Origin of the sequence: Psychrobacter lutiphocae DSM 21542 (assembly GCF_000382145.1) — a bacterium.
Classification (GTDB): Bacteria; Pseudomonadota; Gammaproteobacteria; order Pseudomonadales; family Moraxellaceae; genus Psychrobacter; species Psychrobacter lutiphocae.
Genome location: NZ_KB907633.1, coordinates 33,181 through 49,592 on the forward strand (window position 1 = coordinate 33,181; position 16,412 = coordinate 49,592).

At 41.7% G+C, this 16,412-nt stretch carries 15 protein-coding genes; 10 read left to right on the forward strand and 5 right to left on the reverse strand.

The features are described from left to right. Positions 1-26: 26 nt before the first annotated feature. From H140_RS15140 to H140_RS0106145, 4 genes are all read right to left on the reverse strand, one after another. A complete protein-coding gene (locus tag H140_RS15140; RefSeq protein WP_019672784.1) occupies positions 27-665 on the reverse strand; it encodes a cytochrome c-type biogenesis protein in 639 nt (212 codons plus the stop codon). Further along, positions 662-1,282: a DsbE family thiol:disulfide interchange protein gene (locus tag H140_RS0106135; protein WP_019672785.1), complete on the reverse strand. Its 621-nt coding sequence runs from the start codon at positions 1,280-1,282 to the stop codon at positions 662-664. The genes H140_RS15140 and H140_RS0106135 overlap by 4 nt, the downstream gene beginning before the upstream one ends. A 119-nt stretch (positions 1,283-1,401) precedes the next feature. After that, a complete protein-coding gene (locus H140_RS0106140; RefSeq protein ID WP_019672786.1) occupies positions 1,402-3,351 on the reverse strand; it encodes a heme lyase CcmF/NrfE family subunit in 1,950 nt (649 codons plus the stop codon). A gap of 537 nt (positions 3,352-3,888) precedes the next feature. After that, entirely contained in the window at positions 3,889-5,217 is a 1,329-nt protein-coding gene (locus tag H140_RS0106145; protein WP_019672787.1) for a DUF445 domain-containing protein, read from the reverse strand. A gap of 591 nt (positions 5,218-5,808) precedes the next feature. Here H140_RS0106145 and mrdA point away from each other — a divergent pair. From mrdA to H140_RS0106200, 10 genes are all read left to right on the forward strand, one after another. Next, the gene (mrdA, locus tag H140_RS0106155; RefSeq protein ID WP_019672789.1) at positions 5,809-7,794 is read left to right on the forward strand and encodes a penicillin-binding protein 2; all 1,986 of its coding nucleotides are present in this window, start codon (positions 5,809-5,811) and stop codon (positions 7,792-7,794) included. 110 nt (positions 7,795-7,904) lie between these two features. After that, entirely contained in the window at positions 7,905-8,585 is a 681-nt protein-coding gene (gene rsmD, locus H140_RS0106160) for a 16S rRNA (guanine(966)-N(2))-methyltransferase RsmD (protein ID WP_019672790.1), read from the forward strand. Positions 8,586-8,868: 283 nt separating this feature from the next. After that, on the forward strand, positions 8,869-9,297 hold the full coding sequence (rplM, locus tag H140_RS0106165; protein ID WP_019672791.1) for a 50S ribosomal protein L13: 429 nt from the start codon (positions 8,869-8,871) through the stop codon (positions 9,295-9,297). A 21-nt stretch (positions 9,298-9,318) separates the two neighbouring features. Next, positions 9,319-9,705, forward strand: coding sequence for a 30S ribosomal protein S9 (gene rpsI / locus H140_RS0106170; RefSeq protein WP_019672792.1), 387 nt, complete (start codon positions 9,319-9,321; stop codon positions 9,703-9,705). Positions 9,706-10,016: 311 nt separating this feature from the next. Further along, a complete protein-coding gene (gene petA / locus H140_RS0106175; protein ID WP_019672793.1) occupies positions 10,017-10,601 on the forward strand; it encodes a ubiquinol-cytochrome c reductase iron-sulfur subunit in 585 nt (194 codons plus the stop codon). Between the two features lie 23 nt (positions 10,602-10,624). Further along, the gene (locus H140_RS0106180) at positions 10,625-11,830 is read left to right on the forward strand and encodes a cytochrome b (protein WP_026348886.1); all 1,206 of its coding nucleotides are present in this window, start codon (positions 10,625-10,627) and stop codon (positions 11,828-11,830) included. Continuing rightward, positions 11,830-12,549: a cytochrome c1 gene (locus tag H140_RS0106185; protein WP_019672795.1), complete on the forward strand. Its 720-nt coding sequence runs from the start codon at positions 11,830-11,832 to the stop codon at positions 12,547-12,549. The genes H140_RS0106180 and H140_RS0106185 overlap by 1 nt, the downstream gene beginning before the upstream one ends. A 169-nt stretch (positions 12,550-12,718) precedes the next feature. Continuing rightward, positions 12,719-13,333, forward strand: a complete 615-nt coding sequence (locus tag H140_RS0106190) for a glutathione S-transferase N-terminal domain-containing protein (RefSeq protein ID WP_019672796.1) — start codon at positions 12,719-12,721, stop codon at positions 13,331-13,333. Positions 13,334-13,441: 108 nt separating this feature from the next. Continuing rightward, positions 13,442-13,885 carry a ClpXP protease specificity-enhancing factor gene (locus tag H140_RS0106195; protein ID WP_019672797.1) on the forward strand — a complete coding sequence of 148 codons (444 nt, stop codon included), beginning with the start codon at positions 13,442-13,444 and terminating at the stop codon, positions 13,883-13,885. Continuing rightward, the gene (locus H140_RS0106200; protein WP_019672798.1) at positions 13,886-14,521 is read left to right on the forward strand and encodes a trimeric intracellular cation channel family protein; all 636 of its coding nucleotides are present in this window, start codon (positions 13,886-13,888) and stop codon (positions 14,519-14,521) included. On the opposite strand, the gene recJ is transcribed toward H140_RS0106200, so the two are convergent. Further along, positions 14,514-16,331, reverse strand: coding sequence for a single-stranded-DNA-specific exonuclease RecJ (gene recJ / locus H140_RS0106205; RefSeq protein WP_026348887.1), 1,818 nt, complete (start codon positions 16,329-16,331; stop codon positions 14,514-14,516). The two genes, H140_RS0106200 and recJ, sit on opposite strands and share 8 nt — an antisense overlap. Positions 16,332-16,412 lie beyond the last annotated feature (81 nt).

Genomic DNA, 16,412 nt, shown 5'->3' on the forward strand with positions numbered 1-16,412 from the left:
CGACAAGCAATCAACCGCCCTGCTCTTTAGTCATCTTTTTTTAGTAAGCTTTTAGAGACCTTAGCATCAACGTCTTCTGTGCCACCATGTTCTTTTAACAACGCTTTTAACTTAGCGGCTTCTTCATCTGATAAGTTCGCACCTATCTCAGCAACCTTTGGCTTAGACTGCTTGGCTTGATCTGTTTCATTTAAAAACTGATCTGGGGTGATAACTGCCATGCGTTGTCTGCTTTTGGTACGCCATAGCCAACCCGCCACTACCAATAATAAAAATACAGGTGGGAAATACCATAAGATCCAAGTTGAAGGACGTACTGGAGGCTTATAGCTTATAAAATCACCGTAACGCTCATACATATACTCACGAATCTGAGCATCAGATTGACCCGCAATCACCATTTCATAGGTTTTACGTTTTAAGTCTTGTGCAATTTGTGAGTCTGAGCCTGCTAGATTTTGATTTTGACATTTTGGACACCGAAACTCCTCAATCAACCCCTTATATTGCGCTTCTTGACGTGGGTTTTCAAATTCGTAAACCTCAATGGCCGCTTGCGCTGGTAAGCTAAGACCTAACAATGACAAGCACAGTAACAAACTAGCAGTCACATAAATCACACTGGTTTTGATCGTTTTTAAAATAGCATAAATTTGGGTCATCATTTACAAACCTCAGCAATACGATTGCTCGTTTCAGTGCTACTTAAATCTACCTGTTGGTTGCCCAGCTCATTTAATAACGACATACAAGGCTCAATGCGCGCTTGCCAGTTTTCTTCACTGATTTCACCAATGATATGCTGACGAATATTACCACCAGAATCGACAATAAAGCTCTCAGGTGCGCCAGTTAGACCTAAGTCAATGGCAAAGCTGCCTGAGTAATCACGAAAGCTAAATAAAAATGGGTTACCGCCATCTGCCAAATAGTTGTGAGCATTATCCAGTTCATCTTTGTAGTTCACACCGACCATAGGCACACCACGATTGTGCAGCTCCATCAAAAATGGATGCTCCACAATACAGGTTGGACACCAAGAGCCCCAGACATTCATTAAATACGGCTGATTTGGAAGATCTGCATTAGTCAGGTTTTTTGACGTATCTGATAATAGTGGCAACTCAAACGTGGGCACCGGTCTATTTAAGGCGTTATCAATAACCACATCCGTTGGTTTGCCCAGTCTGGTAAAGAACATAATTATCATGCCAGCAAACACAATCAGTGGAATTAAAAACCAGACTTTAAATTGTGATTTATTCATAATTGGGTCTGACATCTTTTTTTCCTCAATAAACAATCTAGGGCGGCAATTACCTACAACAAACCATAGCATTTGAACAAATCATAGCATTTGGCTTAATTTGATTGGTAAAGATCGACACTCTCACAAACACATTAATTCTTTTTCAAACGATAACGGCGATCTAACATACTAACTAGGGCGCCTAATGCCATCAATAAAGCACCTGTCCATAGCCAAGCAATCATAGGCTTAACATAAATACGAACCGCCCAACTTCCTTCAGGATTTTTGTCATCAATCGGCTCACCTAACGCCACATACAGGTCACGCATGGCGCCAGAGGTAATACCTGCTTCAGTCATTGGCATACTACTTACCACATAATTGCGTTTTTGTGGATATAAAGTAGTGACGTATTTACCCTGTTTAGTAACTTGAATCTCAGCCTGCACAGCATCATAGTTTTTGCCACGCACTTCATCAAATTCAACTAAATTAAAGTCATAACCACTAACTTCTACCGTATCACCTTCTTGCATTGCCACGTCACGCTCGACGCTCAATGCACTGGTAACACCAATACCTATGGCCAAAATTAAGATACCCAAGTGCGCAATGTGCATGCCCCAATAGTGGGCTTTTAGACGGCGTAAGCCTGCGCCTAAAGAAGATGCATTACGGGTTTTGTCTTTAATATCATATAGCATCCAGCCAAGCACCCACAGACATAAGGCTGCTGTTACAACTATCTGTAAATTTAAGCTTTGGGTAAAGACGTAAGTGACAATAGCTGCCAATAACGCACTACTTACAAATATGGTGCTGACCACGCCCAATAGCGGACGCTTATCTTGTTTCCAGCGCAAGTTTGACCCCATGCCTAATGCCAATAATAGCAGCCAGGTTAATGGTACAAATAAAGCATTAAAGTAGGGAGGGCCCACAGAGACCTGACCTAGATTAAAGGAGTCAGCAATAATGGGGTACAAAGTTCCAAGTAGCACAACTAAAGTTGCAACTAAAATTAAAATATTATTAATCACCAATAAGGTTTCACGTGACTTTAAGCCATAATGGCTCTCTACGGTCAAGCGCCAGCCTCGTACCGCAAACATGATTAATCCAGTACCAATGACAATACCTAAAATTACCAAAATCGCAAGTCCACGAGTCGGGTCGGCTGCAAACGAGTGCACCGAGGTAATCACCCCAGAACGTACCAAGAAAGTTCCTAACAAGCTTAGTGCAAAGGCAAAGATGGACAGCATAATGGTCCAAGCCTTGAATACCCCTCGCTTCTCAGTCACTGCCAATGAGTGAATCAAAGCGGTACAAGCAAGCCATGGCATTAATGACGCATTTTCTACTGGGTCCCAGAACCACCAGCCACCCCATCCAAGCTCATAATATGCCCACCAAGCACCAAGGGCGATACCAAGCGTTAAAAAGCCCCACGCCGCCAGCGCCCAGGGACGTGACCAACGTGTCCAAACCGCATCAAGTCGCCCTGCCCATAACGCAGCCATACAAAAGGCAAAAGGTACCGACATGCCGACATAGCCCATATATAGCATCGGCGGATGGAAGATAAGTCCAGGGTCTTGCAATAAGGGGTTAAGATCTGCGCCATCAACTGGAATATTGGGTAAGGTGCGATCAAAAGGTGATGAGGTGAAAATTAACATGGCGAGCATCATAAACTGCACTGCCGCTAGGATAACCAAGACACGTGCTCTCATATTTAACGGCAATCCACGGCTAAACCATGCCACCAAGGCAGACCAAGCCGCTAGGATAGTCACCCATAATAGCAATGAGCCTTCATGACCACCCCAAGTTGCAGATAATTTATAGTACCAAGGCAGTAATGAATTTGAATGTTGGGCCACATAGACCAAGCTGAAGTCATTATAGTAGAAGCCAGCCATTAAGGTCAGGAATGACACAAAGACGGCAACGAATTGTGCCCAAGCCAAACTTGGCGCCAAACGTTGCAGATGCGGTTGTTCGCGTGTAATACCAAAGCTTGGTAGTACAACTTGCAATAAAGCCAATATCAATGATGCAACTAATGCAAAATATCCTAGCTCTGTGATTACCATATTTGCTCGCCCTAAAACTACGTCGCTATTGCTTATTAAAAGTCTAATTTAGCATAATCAAACTATCATTTAGCGTAAACTCGTATTCAGTGTTTAATTTTCAATACTTAATATTTAATAGACAAATCACTAATAAATAACATTTGCTTAAACGAATAAATAAAACTTGTTTAAACGAATAAATAACACATGCTTAAAATGACATTCGCTTGGTTTTGACTTAATGTGATGAGGTGTTGATCAATAAAAATACAGTCAAACAGCAATCGGTTAAATCCAGATTAAAAATATGTTTAGATTAACCTTGTATTATGACGAACAAAGCCACTCATTTTTGGCGAGTGGCTTTTCCATTTTTAGTGACAATGCTATCTGTGACACCTACTGCATCATTTAGTATATTCACTAAGGCGGCATTATAGCATGTTCAATACACCAATAGTCAGCACATATGTTAACTCAATCTATCAGAAGAGAGGTCTTAAACTACCACCATTCACTGTGTCAAAGATCGCAGCAAAATTATTAACTAATCAGTTATCCACTCACTGGAAAGAATACCAAGATAAGATGTAGCCAACCTGCCAAAAAGCCGGTAACCCCGCCTAAAATAATCAGGGTAGTCTCATCTTCTCTGAAGGCTGGACGCAATAAGTTTTGAAACTCATGTGAGGTTAACGCCTTAATACGCTCACAAAATAGCCCATAAATCTTACTGGCGCGACTTTCATTCAGCTCAGGATCTCGAATTGGTACCATAGTGGCATCAATAGACTTATCAATTATAGTATTTTTTAATTGACCAAATTCACGGCGACCTAAGCCAACTCTCAAGGTGGTACTTACCACAGGTGACTCTAATAAAGCATAGAGATGACGCTTCATCAATACTCGTGTTTCAGCTGCCTTTTTTCCATACATCATCTCATTCATAATATTCTCAAGAGTGACTAGCTCTTCGACCACAATGCCAGCAAATACCTCAGAGACTTCAGGCTGACGTTTCATAAAGCCACCTTGCCAATTATAGGTATCAATACGTGGTAATACAGGCACAATAAAGGGGAAGCCTTTGACACGCTTAAATAGACGCAAATACCTAATGGGATGCGGGTCTACTGGATTAAATACCATCCAAATGGCAATCCAGTTGGTTAAAAATCCCCAGATGGCGGCAAAAAATGGCACTGTCCAATGCTGTGGCACCAATAAATAGATAAACATTTGGATAATACCAAAGATAAATCCGATCAACGCACTAATATGCCAGATAAAGTTGATCTCTTTTTGACCTACCTTTAAAAACATATTGACCATCAAACGGCGATCATTCTCCATAGTCCGCACAATCATCTCGCGCATATCGACCAAGTTTTCAACATTATGGGTCAAGTCAACGACCAGCTCACGCATAATCTCTGGCAACTGCTGATGTGCATAGGCATAGATACGGCGCTTAACTGCATAGGGTAGATTGCTCCACAACGATGCTGAGCGCTCATTCATAATTTCATCAATCAACTGCTCAAGATTTTCATCCACCGTTTGAGTGATAAAGTCAGCCATTTCTTCAGGCTCCATCGCCTTAAAGAATTCATCAAGTGAACCCAGCTTAGAGAGAGTTTGATCAACAATGACTCCGGAAATTTTGCCCGCTTTGCGTGGCACGATACCCTGCCAGCCTAATCCTTGCCAGTCATAGGGTAGATTTGGAATCTTGATGCCCCAAAATTTGATGGGGTAAAATAACATTTTTAGCGCCATCCACACATGTGCCCAAGTAACAAATGCGGTTACAAAAGGGATGGTCATCATCGCAAAAAATTCAGGATGTTCTGTTAAGTATTGCCAGATTGAAGATAGCATGTTGGGTGTATCACTTATACTTAGGCTGATTGTCGCAACCTATTTCCATGTTTTTATCATTTTAGAAAGCCAAATTTTAACCCGATTTATCTACAAAGTGTAGCCTAATACCTATTAATGTATAACCTAATACCTATTAATGTATAGCCTAACCTATTAATCCGATAAGGGGTTAATTTTAATCCGATAAGGGGTTGATTTAGCGTGACTAAATCCTTTTATGTTATTGATGATAGCCTGTTCACTATAACGACTGCAACCCATAATCCAAAATTTATATTAGTGTCTGTTAATTCGTAGTAAACATCTAGTCTATTTTTTTTGTGTAAAGTTCGTGTAGAAATAGGTACAAAAAAATAAAGTTTTTCTTTAAGCCTAGGCTGCTATCAAGCACATATGGTAAAAGTTCAACAGATCTTAAGCAACGAGTTTTCATTTTTATGACTGGTCGCAAGCTTCTGTGGTTGTGCTATAATTTGCAAGCCGTGACTCGCCAAATGATCTTCATCAACGGTAACTGTCAATATTTCTTTGCACCTGCAAACTACCTTTTCACGCCTTGTAATTAATCGATTTAATGAAACCGCTTTCATGAAACAACCAATCTCTAGCGACACTCGCGAAGAAAACCGTGTATTTATCCACCGCATCTTATTTGCTGGTCTGTTTATCCTTCTAGGCTTGGCTATGCTTATGGTGCGCTACTGGTACTTGCAGGTCTATTCGCATGAAAAGTATATTACCCAAGCTGAGAATAATCGAGTTAAGCTAATTTCAGACCCACCCTCACGCGGGTATATCTATGATAGAAACGGAGTTTTGCTAGCAGATAACAAGCCAGTATTTACTGCCATGCTAAGCCCTGATGAAGTCAAAGACCCTAAACGAACGCTGGCTCTATTAGCACCTATTTTTAACTTATCAGATGAAGAGATCATCGATATCTTAGCGCGTATTGATAAAAATAAAAACGACCCAGTAACCATAAAAATTGATATTACAGATGAACAGATGGCGCAGTTTAGTGAGCGCAAACCTTTTTTTAAGGGTGTAAGCATACAAAGCAAACTCACTCGCAGCTATCCTTATGACGAGCTGTTCGCTCACGTTATTGGTTATGTAGGACGCATTAATGATAAGGAGACCAAGCAAATCGATAAAGAGCGCTATGCAGGTACTGATTTAATTGGCAAAATTGGTATTGAAAAATACTATGAAGACTTATTATTGGGTAAACCAGGGTATCAGGCAGTAGAAACAAATGTTCATGGAGAGATATTACGCAAACTAGAAAGCACCCCACCAGTTCCAGGGAATGATATTTATCTTAGCTTAGATTATGGACTACAAAAAGTAGCACAAGATCAACTCAATGGCCGCCGCGGTGCTATTGTCGCCATAGATCCTACTAATGGTGATGTGTTAGCTTTTGTTAGCAACCCAAGTTTTGATCCAAACCCTTTTATCTCAGGTATTTCTTTTAAAGATTATGGCGCTTTACGTGATGATCCAGACCAGCCTTTATATAATCGTGCGCTACAAGGTATGTATCCCCCCGCCTCTACCATTAAGCCATTTGAGGGCTTAGCTGGCATTCATTATGGCATTATGGGGTGGAATGATACTATATATGATCCTGGTTACTTCAGCCTGCCAGGTGATAGCCACCGCTTTCGTGATTGGAAAAAAGGAGGGCATGGTACGGTTGATTTGACCAAATCCATTGTGATGTCAGTGGATACCTATTACTACAAGCTATCATATCAGCTTGGTATTCAGCGCCTGCATGACTGGATGGTGAAGTTTGGTTTTGGTAAAGATACCGGCATTGATTTGCCCAACGAAAAATCAGGTATTATGCCCTCCCCGCAATGGAAAAAAGACACTTATAACAAAGACTGGCTGCCAGGTGAAACCATTTCTGTCAGTATTGGTCAGGGTTATTTTTTGGCAACCCCATTACAAGTTGCCAATGCCACCGCCATGACTGCAAGTTTGGGTAAAGAAATTACACCGCACATGCTCAAACGTTCTGAGGGTGCTGCTGAAGTACATCCGATTGATAAGCCCACTGGCGAAATTGAGTTTAATGGTACCGAGGCCGACTGGTTAAAAATGCACAATGCGATGGAGCAAACAGTCAAACGAGGTACCGCCCGCCGTATCTATACTCCACGCTATCGTATGGCGGGTAAAACGGGTACTGCGCAAGTTAAGTCCATCCCACAAGGCAAAAGCTATAATAAAGCAGCTTTGGATAAGCGTCATTGGGACCATGCTTGGTTTACTGGCTTTGCGCCAGTAGATGACCCACAAATTGCTATTGCTATCTTGGTCGAAAATGGTGGTGGCGGAAGTACCACAGCGGCTCCTATCGGACGTGCGCTATTTGATTATTGGATATTACAGCGTCCAAACAACCCGATTTTACCTCCAACTCCAGAGGAGCTTGCTGAAATAAAAACCAAAAAGGCCGCTGAAAAAGCAAAATTAGATGCCGAGCGTGACGCACAAGAGGCACTTGAAAAACAAGCTGAGGCGCAAGAAGCTACAAATAATAAACCTGACGCTGAATAGTCAATTTGCTGAATAGTCAATTTGCTGAATAGTCAATTTAATATCGTTAATTCAGCATCGTCAACTCAATTTATATCAGAGACTGTATAGACCACCACGTGAGCGACAACATGAGTGCCAAGCATAGACAAAAACCGACCAAACAAAAAAGAGCTCCGACCAAAGCCAAAGCTGCCATCAGCCAAGTACGCATTATAGGTGGCCAATTCAAACGCCAATGGGTATCTTTTATTGATGCTGAAGGCTTACGTCCAAGTCCTGACAGGCTCAGAGAGACCTTATTTAACTGGTTACAGTTTGATCTGCACGAAGCCCATGTATTAGATTTATGTGCAGGCAGTGGCGTACTTGGCTTTGAAGCACTCTCACGCGGCGCACAGCAGGTTACTTTTATCGAGCTACTAGCTCAACAAGCACAGCAAATTGCCCAAACGGCACACAAGCTAAAACTTACGACTGATCAATTTCGGATATATGTCGGTGATGCACAACACGTACTCACAACCGAACTCAACCCTATTAACAATATCCAACCTAACTGTGAACAAACCAGCCACACCCAGCCCCCTTATCATCTAATATTTTTAGACCCTCCTTATGACTCAATGCTGTGGGTGTCTTTATTAAACATATTGATTCAGCAACAACTGGTTGACTCAAACACACTATTATATATAGAAGACAGACGAGAACTGAAAGAGACTTTATCTGACTTAATGCAGCCATATAAGGTATTAAAATCGACCAAAATTGGACAAATTTTTGCCAGCCTGATTCAAATATCGCTCTAAAAACACCCTTACTTTCGATTTTTGGTATTGGTTACGGCTTCATATTAACTGTGATTGTCGCCCTACACCCTTAATAAAAAATCCAAACCACGTAGTTTGTAACAATCGATAGCCATAAAAAATGACAATATTTACATTCACTGGTTGCATTTTGTCTGCGTAATGCATACAATGTGCGTCTGTTTTTTGAGAGCCCCGTTTCCCCCAACACTCTCAACGACAGTGAAGTAGAAACTCATAATTTCCATGACAACTGCTTCACTCGACAACTTAAGGTTTAATCATGAAAACACAAAGTGCAAAGCCCGCTGAGGTTACTCACGACTGGTATATCGTCGATGCTGAAGGTAAAACTTTAGGTCGTCTTGCCACTCAAATCGCTCACCGTTTGCGCGGTAAGCATAAGCCTTCTTTTACGCCACACGTTGACACTGGCGATTACATCGTTGTTATCAATGCAGACAAAGTAAAAGTTACTGGTAAGAAAGCCCAAGACAAAAAATACTATCGTCACAGTGGCTATCCTGGCGGCATTAAAGAAACAAACTTTACCAAGCTGATCGCTCATAAACCAGAAGAAGTACTTTTAAAAGCCGTAAAAGGTATGTTACCTAAAGGCCCTCTTGGTTATGCTACCATCAAGAAGTTGAAGTTGTATGCGGGTACTGAGCATCCACATGCCGCCCAGCAGCCTCAAGAACTAGACATTTAATCGCATAATCAGGAGTAAGTTATGGAACGCAATTACGGAACTGGTCGTCGTAAAACGTCAACTGCCCGCGTCTTTTTATCAAAAGGTACTGGTAATATCGTTGTAAACGGCAAGCCACTAGATGAGTACTTTGGTCGTGAAACATCACGCATGGTTGTTCGTCAGCCACTAGAATTATTAGATGCCGCAGAAACCTATGATATCTACGCTACTGTTAAAGGTGGTGGTATTAATGGTCAAGCTGGTGCAATTCGCCACGGTATCACTCGTGCATTAATCGAATCTGACGAAACCTTAAAGCCTGCGTTAAAAGAAGCTGGTTTTGTTACACGTGATTCACGTCAAGTTGAACGTAAGAAATTGGGCCTACGCAAAGCGCGTAAGCGTCCACAATTCTCGAAACGTTAATTTATGTAACGAGACACATCTTATTTGCATGTTTTATCTGAAAAAACCCTTGTTGACTCAAGGGTTTTTTTATTTTTACACAAGCGAATTTATTTTATTACTAAAATAGCTTAGAATAGACACAATTAGTAATATTAGGCAAAGCCAATGTAACCCAACATCATATTATTAATGACAAATAACACAATGGAATTTAATGTTATTGTCTTCTTATTGCATTGGGTTTTACATACCAGTATGAAACAACAGCGGATACTTGTATATTAAGTGCCGTGTCTTGTTTCATGACATTTATCTGGAGGAAGTTTTTAATGAGCCATGCCGAAGGCGTCAACATAAAACGCCGTAGAGTTCTGATCGCTTCTACTGCCGCCATTGGCGCAGTAGGGGTTGCTTCGGTGGCAACACCTTTTGTTCGTTCTTGGTATCCAAGTGCGAAAGCAGAAGCTGCAGGTGCTGCTGTAACTCAAGACATTAGTGCTATCGAAGATGGCATGATGATTGTCGTGAAATACCGTGGTAAGCCAATCTTTGTGGTCAAACGTACGGATGAGATGGTTGCTAACTTGGAAAAAGTAAAACCCCAGTTAAGTGACCCAGAATCAGCAGAATCAATACAACCTGAGTATGCCAAAAATGAAACCCGTTCACGCGAACCAAGTATCTTGGTCGTTGAAGGGGTTTGCACCCATTTAGGATGTGCACCTAACTATCGTCCTGAGGTCGGTGCTGCTGACTTAGGTGGTGCAAACTGGTACGGTGGATTTTTCTGCCCCTGCCACGGATCGCTATATGACTTAGCTGGTCGTGTTTATAAGGGCGTACCTGCTCCTACCAACTTGCCAGTACCAGAGCATAGTATTGATGGTCCTATCTTAACTGTCGGGGAGGCATAATCATGAGTTTTGGTAAAAGAATGATGAGTTGGGTCGATGCCCGCTTCCCTGCGACTGAGACCTATGAATATCATATGTCAAAGTACTATGCACCAAAGAACTTTAACTTTTGGTACTTCTTTGGTGTGTTATCCATGATCGTATTGGTCAACCAGTTAGTGACTGGTATTTGGCTAACCATGATGTTTAACCCAAGTGCTGAAGGTGCTTTCGCCTCTGTTGAATACATCATGCGTGATGTCAAAGGTGGCTGGCTAATTCGCTATATGCACTCTACTGGTGCTTCTGCCTTCTTCGTGGTGGTCTACCTGCACATGTTCCGCGGTATGCTCTACGGCTCATATAAAAAGCCTCGTGAGCTAATTTGGCTCATTGGTATGGGTATCTACCTGTGTCTGATGGCCGAAGGTTTCTTTGGTTACCTACTGCCTTGGGGTAACATGTCATTTTGGGGTGCTCAGGTTATTTTGAACTTACCTGCGGCCATTCCTGTAATTGGTGACGGTCTTGCTGAATGGGTTCGTGGTGACTATCTAATTTCTGGTATCACCCTAAACCGCTTCTTCGCTCTACACGTTGTTGCCATTCCTTTGGTATTGGTTGGCTTAGTATTTATTCACTTAGTTGCCCTACACCATGTAGGATCAAACAACCCTGATGGCGTTGATATCAAGAAACTAAAAGACAAAAATGGCGTACCATTAGATGGTGTTCCATTCCACCCATACTACACTGTGCATGACATGGTAGGTATTGTGGTCTTCTTCATTATCTTCTTTGCTGTGGTCTTCTTCTTCCCTGAAGGTGGTGGCTTCTTCCTAGAAAAGCCAAACTTTGAAGCAGCTAACTCATTGAAGACACCTGAGCATATTGCCCCTGTTTGGTACTACACCCCCTTCTATGCTATCTTACGTGCGGTGCCTGATAAGCTAGGTGGTGTTATCGCTATGGGTGGTGCTATTGCCATGCTATTTTTATTACCTTGGTTAGATCGTTCACCTGTAAAATCAATCCGTTATAAAGGTATTTTGTCTAAGATTGCATTGGCTATCTTTGTTGTAAGCTTTATATTCCTCGGTTATTTAGGTGTCGCACCTTCTACTCCGGTTAACACTATCTTAGGCCGTATATTTACCATCTTATACTTCTTATACTTCTTGTTGATGCCAATTTACACATCAATTGAGACTTGTAAGCAGCCACCTGAACGCGTTACTGGAGGTCACTAATGAGTGCGTTAACTAAATCATTGACCGGAATCGGATTTGGTGTTGCTTTAACACTTGCGGCCACCACTTCTGCCCAAGCAGCAGGAGGTTCAGGTTGTGGTACGTTCACCAATGCTGAAGGTGTTGAAGAGCATTTGGCGTGTAGTACAGCGCCTATTGATTTTGCCAACAAGGGTTCATTACAACGTGGTGCTACCATGTTTATGAACTACTGTGCTGGCTGTCACACCGCTAAGTATGTACGTCATTCACGCATAGCTCAGGACTTAGAGATTCCACCTGAGCTCGTAGAGAAGTATTTGCTGGTCACTTCAGATCAAATCGGAGATCACATTGATGCTGGTATAGATCCTGAAGTTCAAGCTGACTGGTTTGGTGCTGCACCACCAGACTTGTCATTAGAGACCCGCCTACGTAGTGATGACTGGGTTTACACCTATTTGTTAAGCTTCTATGAAGATCCAAGTCGTCCTTGGGGTGCTAATAACCTAGTACTACAAAATGCGGCCATGCCACATGTGTTACTTAACCTACAAAATGAACTGGGTGAAGAAGAATATCGCAGTCGTGTAGGTGACCTAGTTAACTTTATGGCATGGATGGCTGAACCTGTACGTGAAGATCGTCAGCGTTACGGCTTCTTTGTCATTATCTTCTTACTAATTTTATTAATTCCTGTATATCTATTGAACAAAGAATTCTGGAAAGACGTCAAATAAATTAGAGCAAATAGACGATAATAACAAAACAATCATAAAAATAATAAAAAGGTGATAGTCTATCTATCGCCTTTTTTATTTGTTAAAAAAAGGATGTTAAACATTAAACTATTGATTAACGTGGGTACTTTGGTTAGGATGCTAGTCTATTTTCTTTGTCTTGCCGTCTATGATTGATCCTAAAGATATTCCTGAAAGCCAGCTTGTCCTGTATGCCGACGATGGCTACGATAGCCACGTTATCAGGTTGTTATTGGCTGAAAAAAATATTAATTATTATCTGTCTCTGCTAGATAGTGAGCGACCAGAGGATTTACGGCAATTAAATCCTTACAACACCCTACCAGTCTTAGTACACCGTGACTTTAGTTTGTATGAGCTCAATGTCATTTTTGAATATCTAGAAGATAGGTATCATGGGCACAAACTACTGCCCGAATCGCCAAAACAAAAAGCGCTACAAAGACAGCTAGCTTGGCGTATCCAAAATGATTGGCTTAAATTAGGGCGTATATTATTAACTCACAAAGACAGTATTAATCCTAGCCAAGCTAAGATTGCTAGACAACGCCTGTCTGATGCCTTGATTACTCTATCACCTGTGTTTGGGCAGTCTAGCTATTTTATGTCAGATGACTTTGGTTGGTGTGATGTTCTATTGGGGGCAATGCTCTATCGACTAGATGAGATGCAAATTGAATTACCAAGCCATTTGTGCCGCCCGCTAATAGACTATCAGCAGCGCTTATTTGAGCGTCACAGCTTTATCCAAACCATAGAGTAACGGGCTAGCTGAATTTTGGCCTGACTTTTAAGCAGCACACATAAACAACAGACATAAACAACACACATCATCACAACTATCTAGTAATATCCTAACAGTGAGGTTTGCATGGAAGATTTACAATTAACCCCCACCCGTCCCTATATGATTCGTGCCTTTTATGAGTGGTTAGAGGACAATGCGCTGACCCCTTATTTGTTGGTCGACGCTACTCAAGACAACTTAGTCATACCAACTGAGTATGTACAAAATGGACAAATCGTACTTAATATCGCTAGTCGTGCTACTGGCAATATGTCGATAGACAATAACTATATCAGTTTTAATGCCCGTTTTGGTGGTGTTTCCAAAGAGCTGTGGATACCAATGCAGGCGGTTATCGCTATTTTTGCCAAAGAAAATCAAGCCATCGCAATGCCTTTCGACCCCAATGAATATGATAACTTTGTACCAGAAGACACTGCTGAGACTTCTCCCAACAAACGAGCTAAGAGCAATAAGCCAACAAAGTCAAAGCCTGAAAATAAGCCTGGTCTAAGGGTTTTAAAATAAATGCTAAGCTACCTTGCGAGTACGGAAAATCTGATCTACCTATTTGATATGGTTGGTGTGGTTGCCTGTTCGATTGCTGGTACATTACTTGCACAACACAAAGGGTTTGATGTCACTGGCTGCATCTTAGTCTCTATGGTCAATGCCATCGGTGGTGGTACTATTCGAGATATTGTCATTGATAGGCATCCTTTATTTTGGATGCTAGATTTAAATTACTTATTAGTAATCACCATCACCTCATTAATTTTACAAATCTTTTTTCATCTGTATCATAAGATTGATACTGCTCTAAAGCTGTTTGATGCTATTGGTCTAGCTGCTTTTAGTGTCATTGGGTTAGAGGTAGCGCTAAATCATGGTGCTCCCCCTGTGGTGGCCATTTTGATGGCGGTATGTACCGCAATTGTGGGCGGTATGGTGCGTGATATTATTTGTAATGAAATCCCTTTAGTACTGCAAAAAGAGATTTATATCACAGCCAGTATCATCGGCTCGTGCATTTATTTATTATTGAGATCTTATGGGGTTGAAACGGGCGTCAATGACTTGATTACTTTAGCCGTCATTTTTGGCGTTCGTATCTTAGCATTACGTTTTGACTGGCATTTGCCGTCTATTCGCTTAGTTAAGTAAGCACTGTCACCGCCAAATCTTTCACCATCAACTGAATGCTTTGATTGCCATTCCATTCATTGATGTCCAGCTCAAACAAAATATGTACCTCACTAGCACGATAATCCCATTTGTCTACATCGTAATTAAACCAAATGGCGTCAATGGGGTACATCACACCTGGATAAGCCAGCGACAGCTTTAAATGCTTATCTTTTAAAACTCTAAAGCTTTGTACGCTAAATAAGCCATCAAACTGAGGTGGCACAAAGCCTTGCCCCCAGATATGATGGTTAATCAGTGCATCCACAAAATGAAGACTAAAATCTTGCGCCATTAATGGACCATCGGTAAAGCGCTCTTCTTCAAAGATACTGGCATCTTGCTGCTGCATGAGTGCCTCAAAAGCCTGATTAAACGCTTCAAAATGGCGCTTTTGTATTGTTAATCCAGCGGCCATGGCATGCCCACCAAAATGAGTAATCAACTCTGACTGATTTTGAGCAATATGCTCAATAGCATCTCGAATATGAATTCCTGGGATGGAGCGTGCCGATCCTTTAATTGCATCTTCATCTCCCAATTTGTTTATATCTGCTGGTGCAAAAATAATAGCAGGACGATAATGACTTTCTTTGAGTCTTCCAGCAAGGATACCGATGACGCCTTGATGCCAATCATCTTGGTACAAAACCAAGCTACGTGATTGTGCCTGCTTACTCACTGTATCCGTGACCTCATCTTCTTTCACTACCTCTGCTGTAAGGCTAGCTTTAGGTTGTTCTTGCTGAGCATGCAACTGCACCAAAATAGCATCAGCTTGCTCGCGCATTCCACCTTCTACAAAACGCCGCTCTTTGTTTAATTTATCAAGCTCAAAAGCCAACTGCTTCGCTTTTTCGGGATTATCGGTTAATAGACATTCAATACCAATACGCATATTATCCATACGTCCAGCTGCATTAATTCTAGGCCCAAGGACAAAGCCAAAATCTTGCACGCCTACTTTTTGATAATCACGTCCTGCTAGCTCTAGCAGTGCTAAAATCCCTGCACAGCAGCGCCCTTGACGAATGGCAGCCAAGCCATGACTGACCAAGGTGCGATTATTGTGATCTAATACACCAACATCTGCAATCGTACCTAAGGCTACCAAATCCAAATAACGGCTTACTTGTACACTTTTAAGCCCTTGCTCACGCCGATACTTTGACAAGCGTCCAAGCAAATAAAACGCCACACCGACCCCTACCAATGCTTTACTAGCAAACTGACAATCCAACTGATTGGGGTTGACCACAGCAGCGGCAGCAGGTGTGGCTTTGGTAGTCAAATGATGATCTGTAATAATTACCTTGATGCCATGTTCATTGGCTTTATCTACCCCAGCATGACTAGAGATGCCGTTATCTACCGTCACGATCAGATCAGGGCTATATTCATCAATTCCCAGTTGCACTATCTCTGGCGTAAGTCCATAGCCATATTTAAAGCGGTCTGGCACCACAAAATCTACCTGAGCACCCATTTTTGTTAACACTCGCATCATCAAAGCGGTACTAGTCGCACCATCACAATCAAAGTCACCGACAATTAAGATACGTTGTTGCTGTTGAATAGCATCATTTAACAACTGCACCGCAGGATCGATATCACGTAATCCATCAGCCGCTAACAAAGAAGATAATGAGTAATCTAGATCATCTATACTGGTGACACCTCTTGCAAGCAATAGCCGTGTCAGAGTTGGCGATTGTTGATACAAAGTTGTTAAACCTTGAGGTAAGTCATCAGGCAGCTTGCCAGTAAAACGTGGTGATAGCGTTAACATCATAGTTTTGCTCATGGTATAGGAACTAAAAGTTAGGGTTAGGGTTAAAATTTTATGACATTTGTTTTTAACTTTTTAATG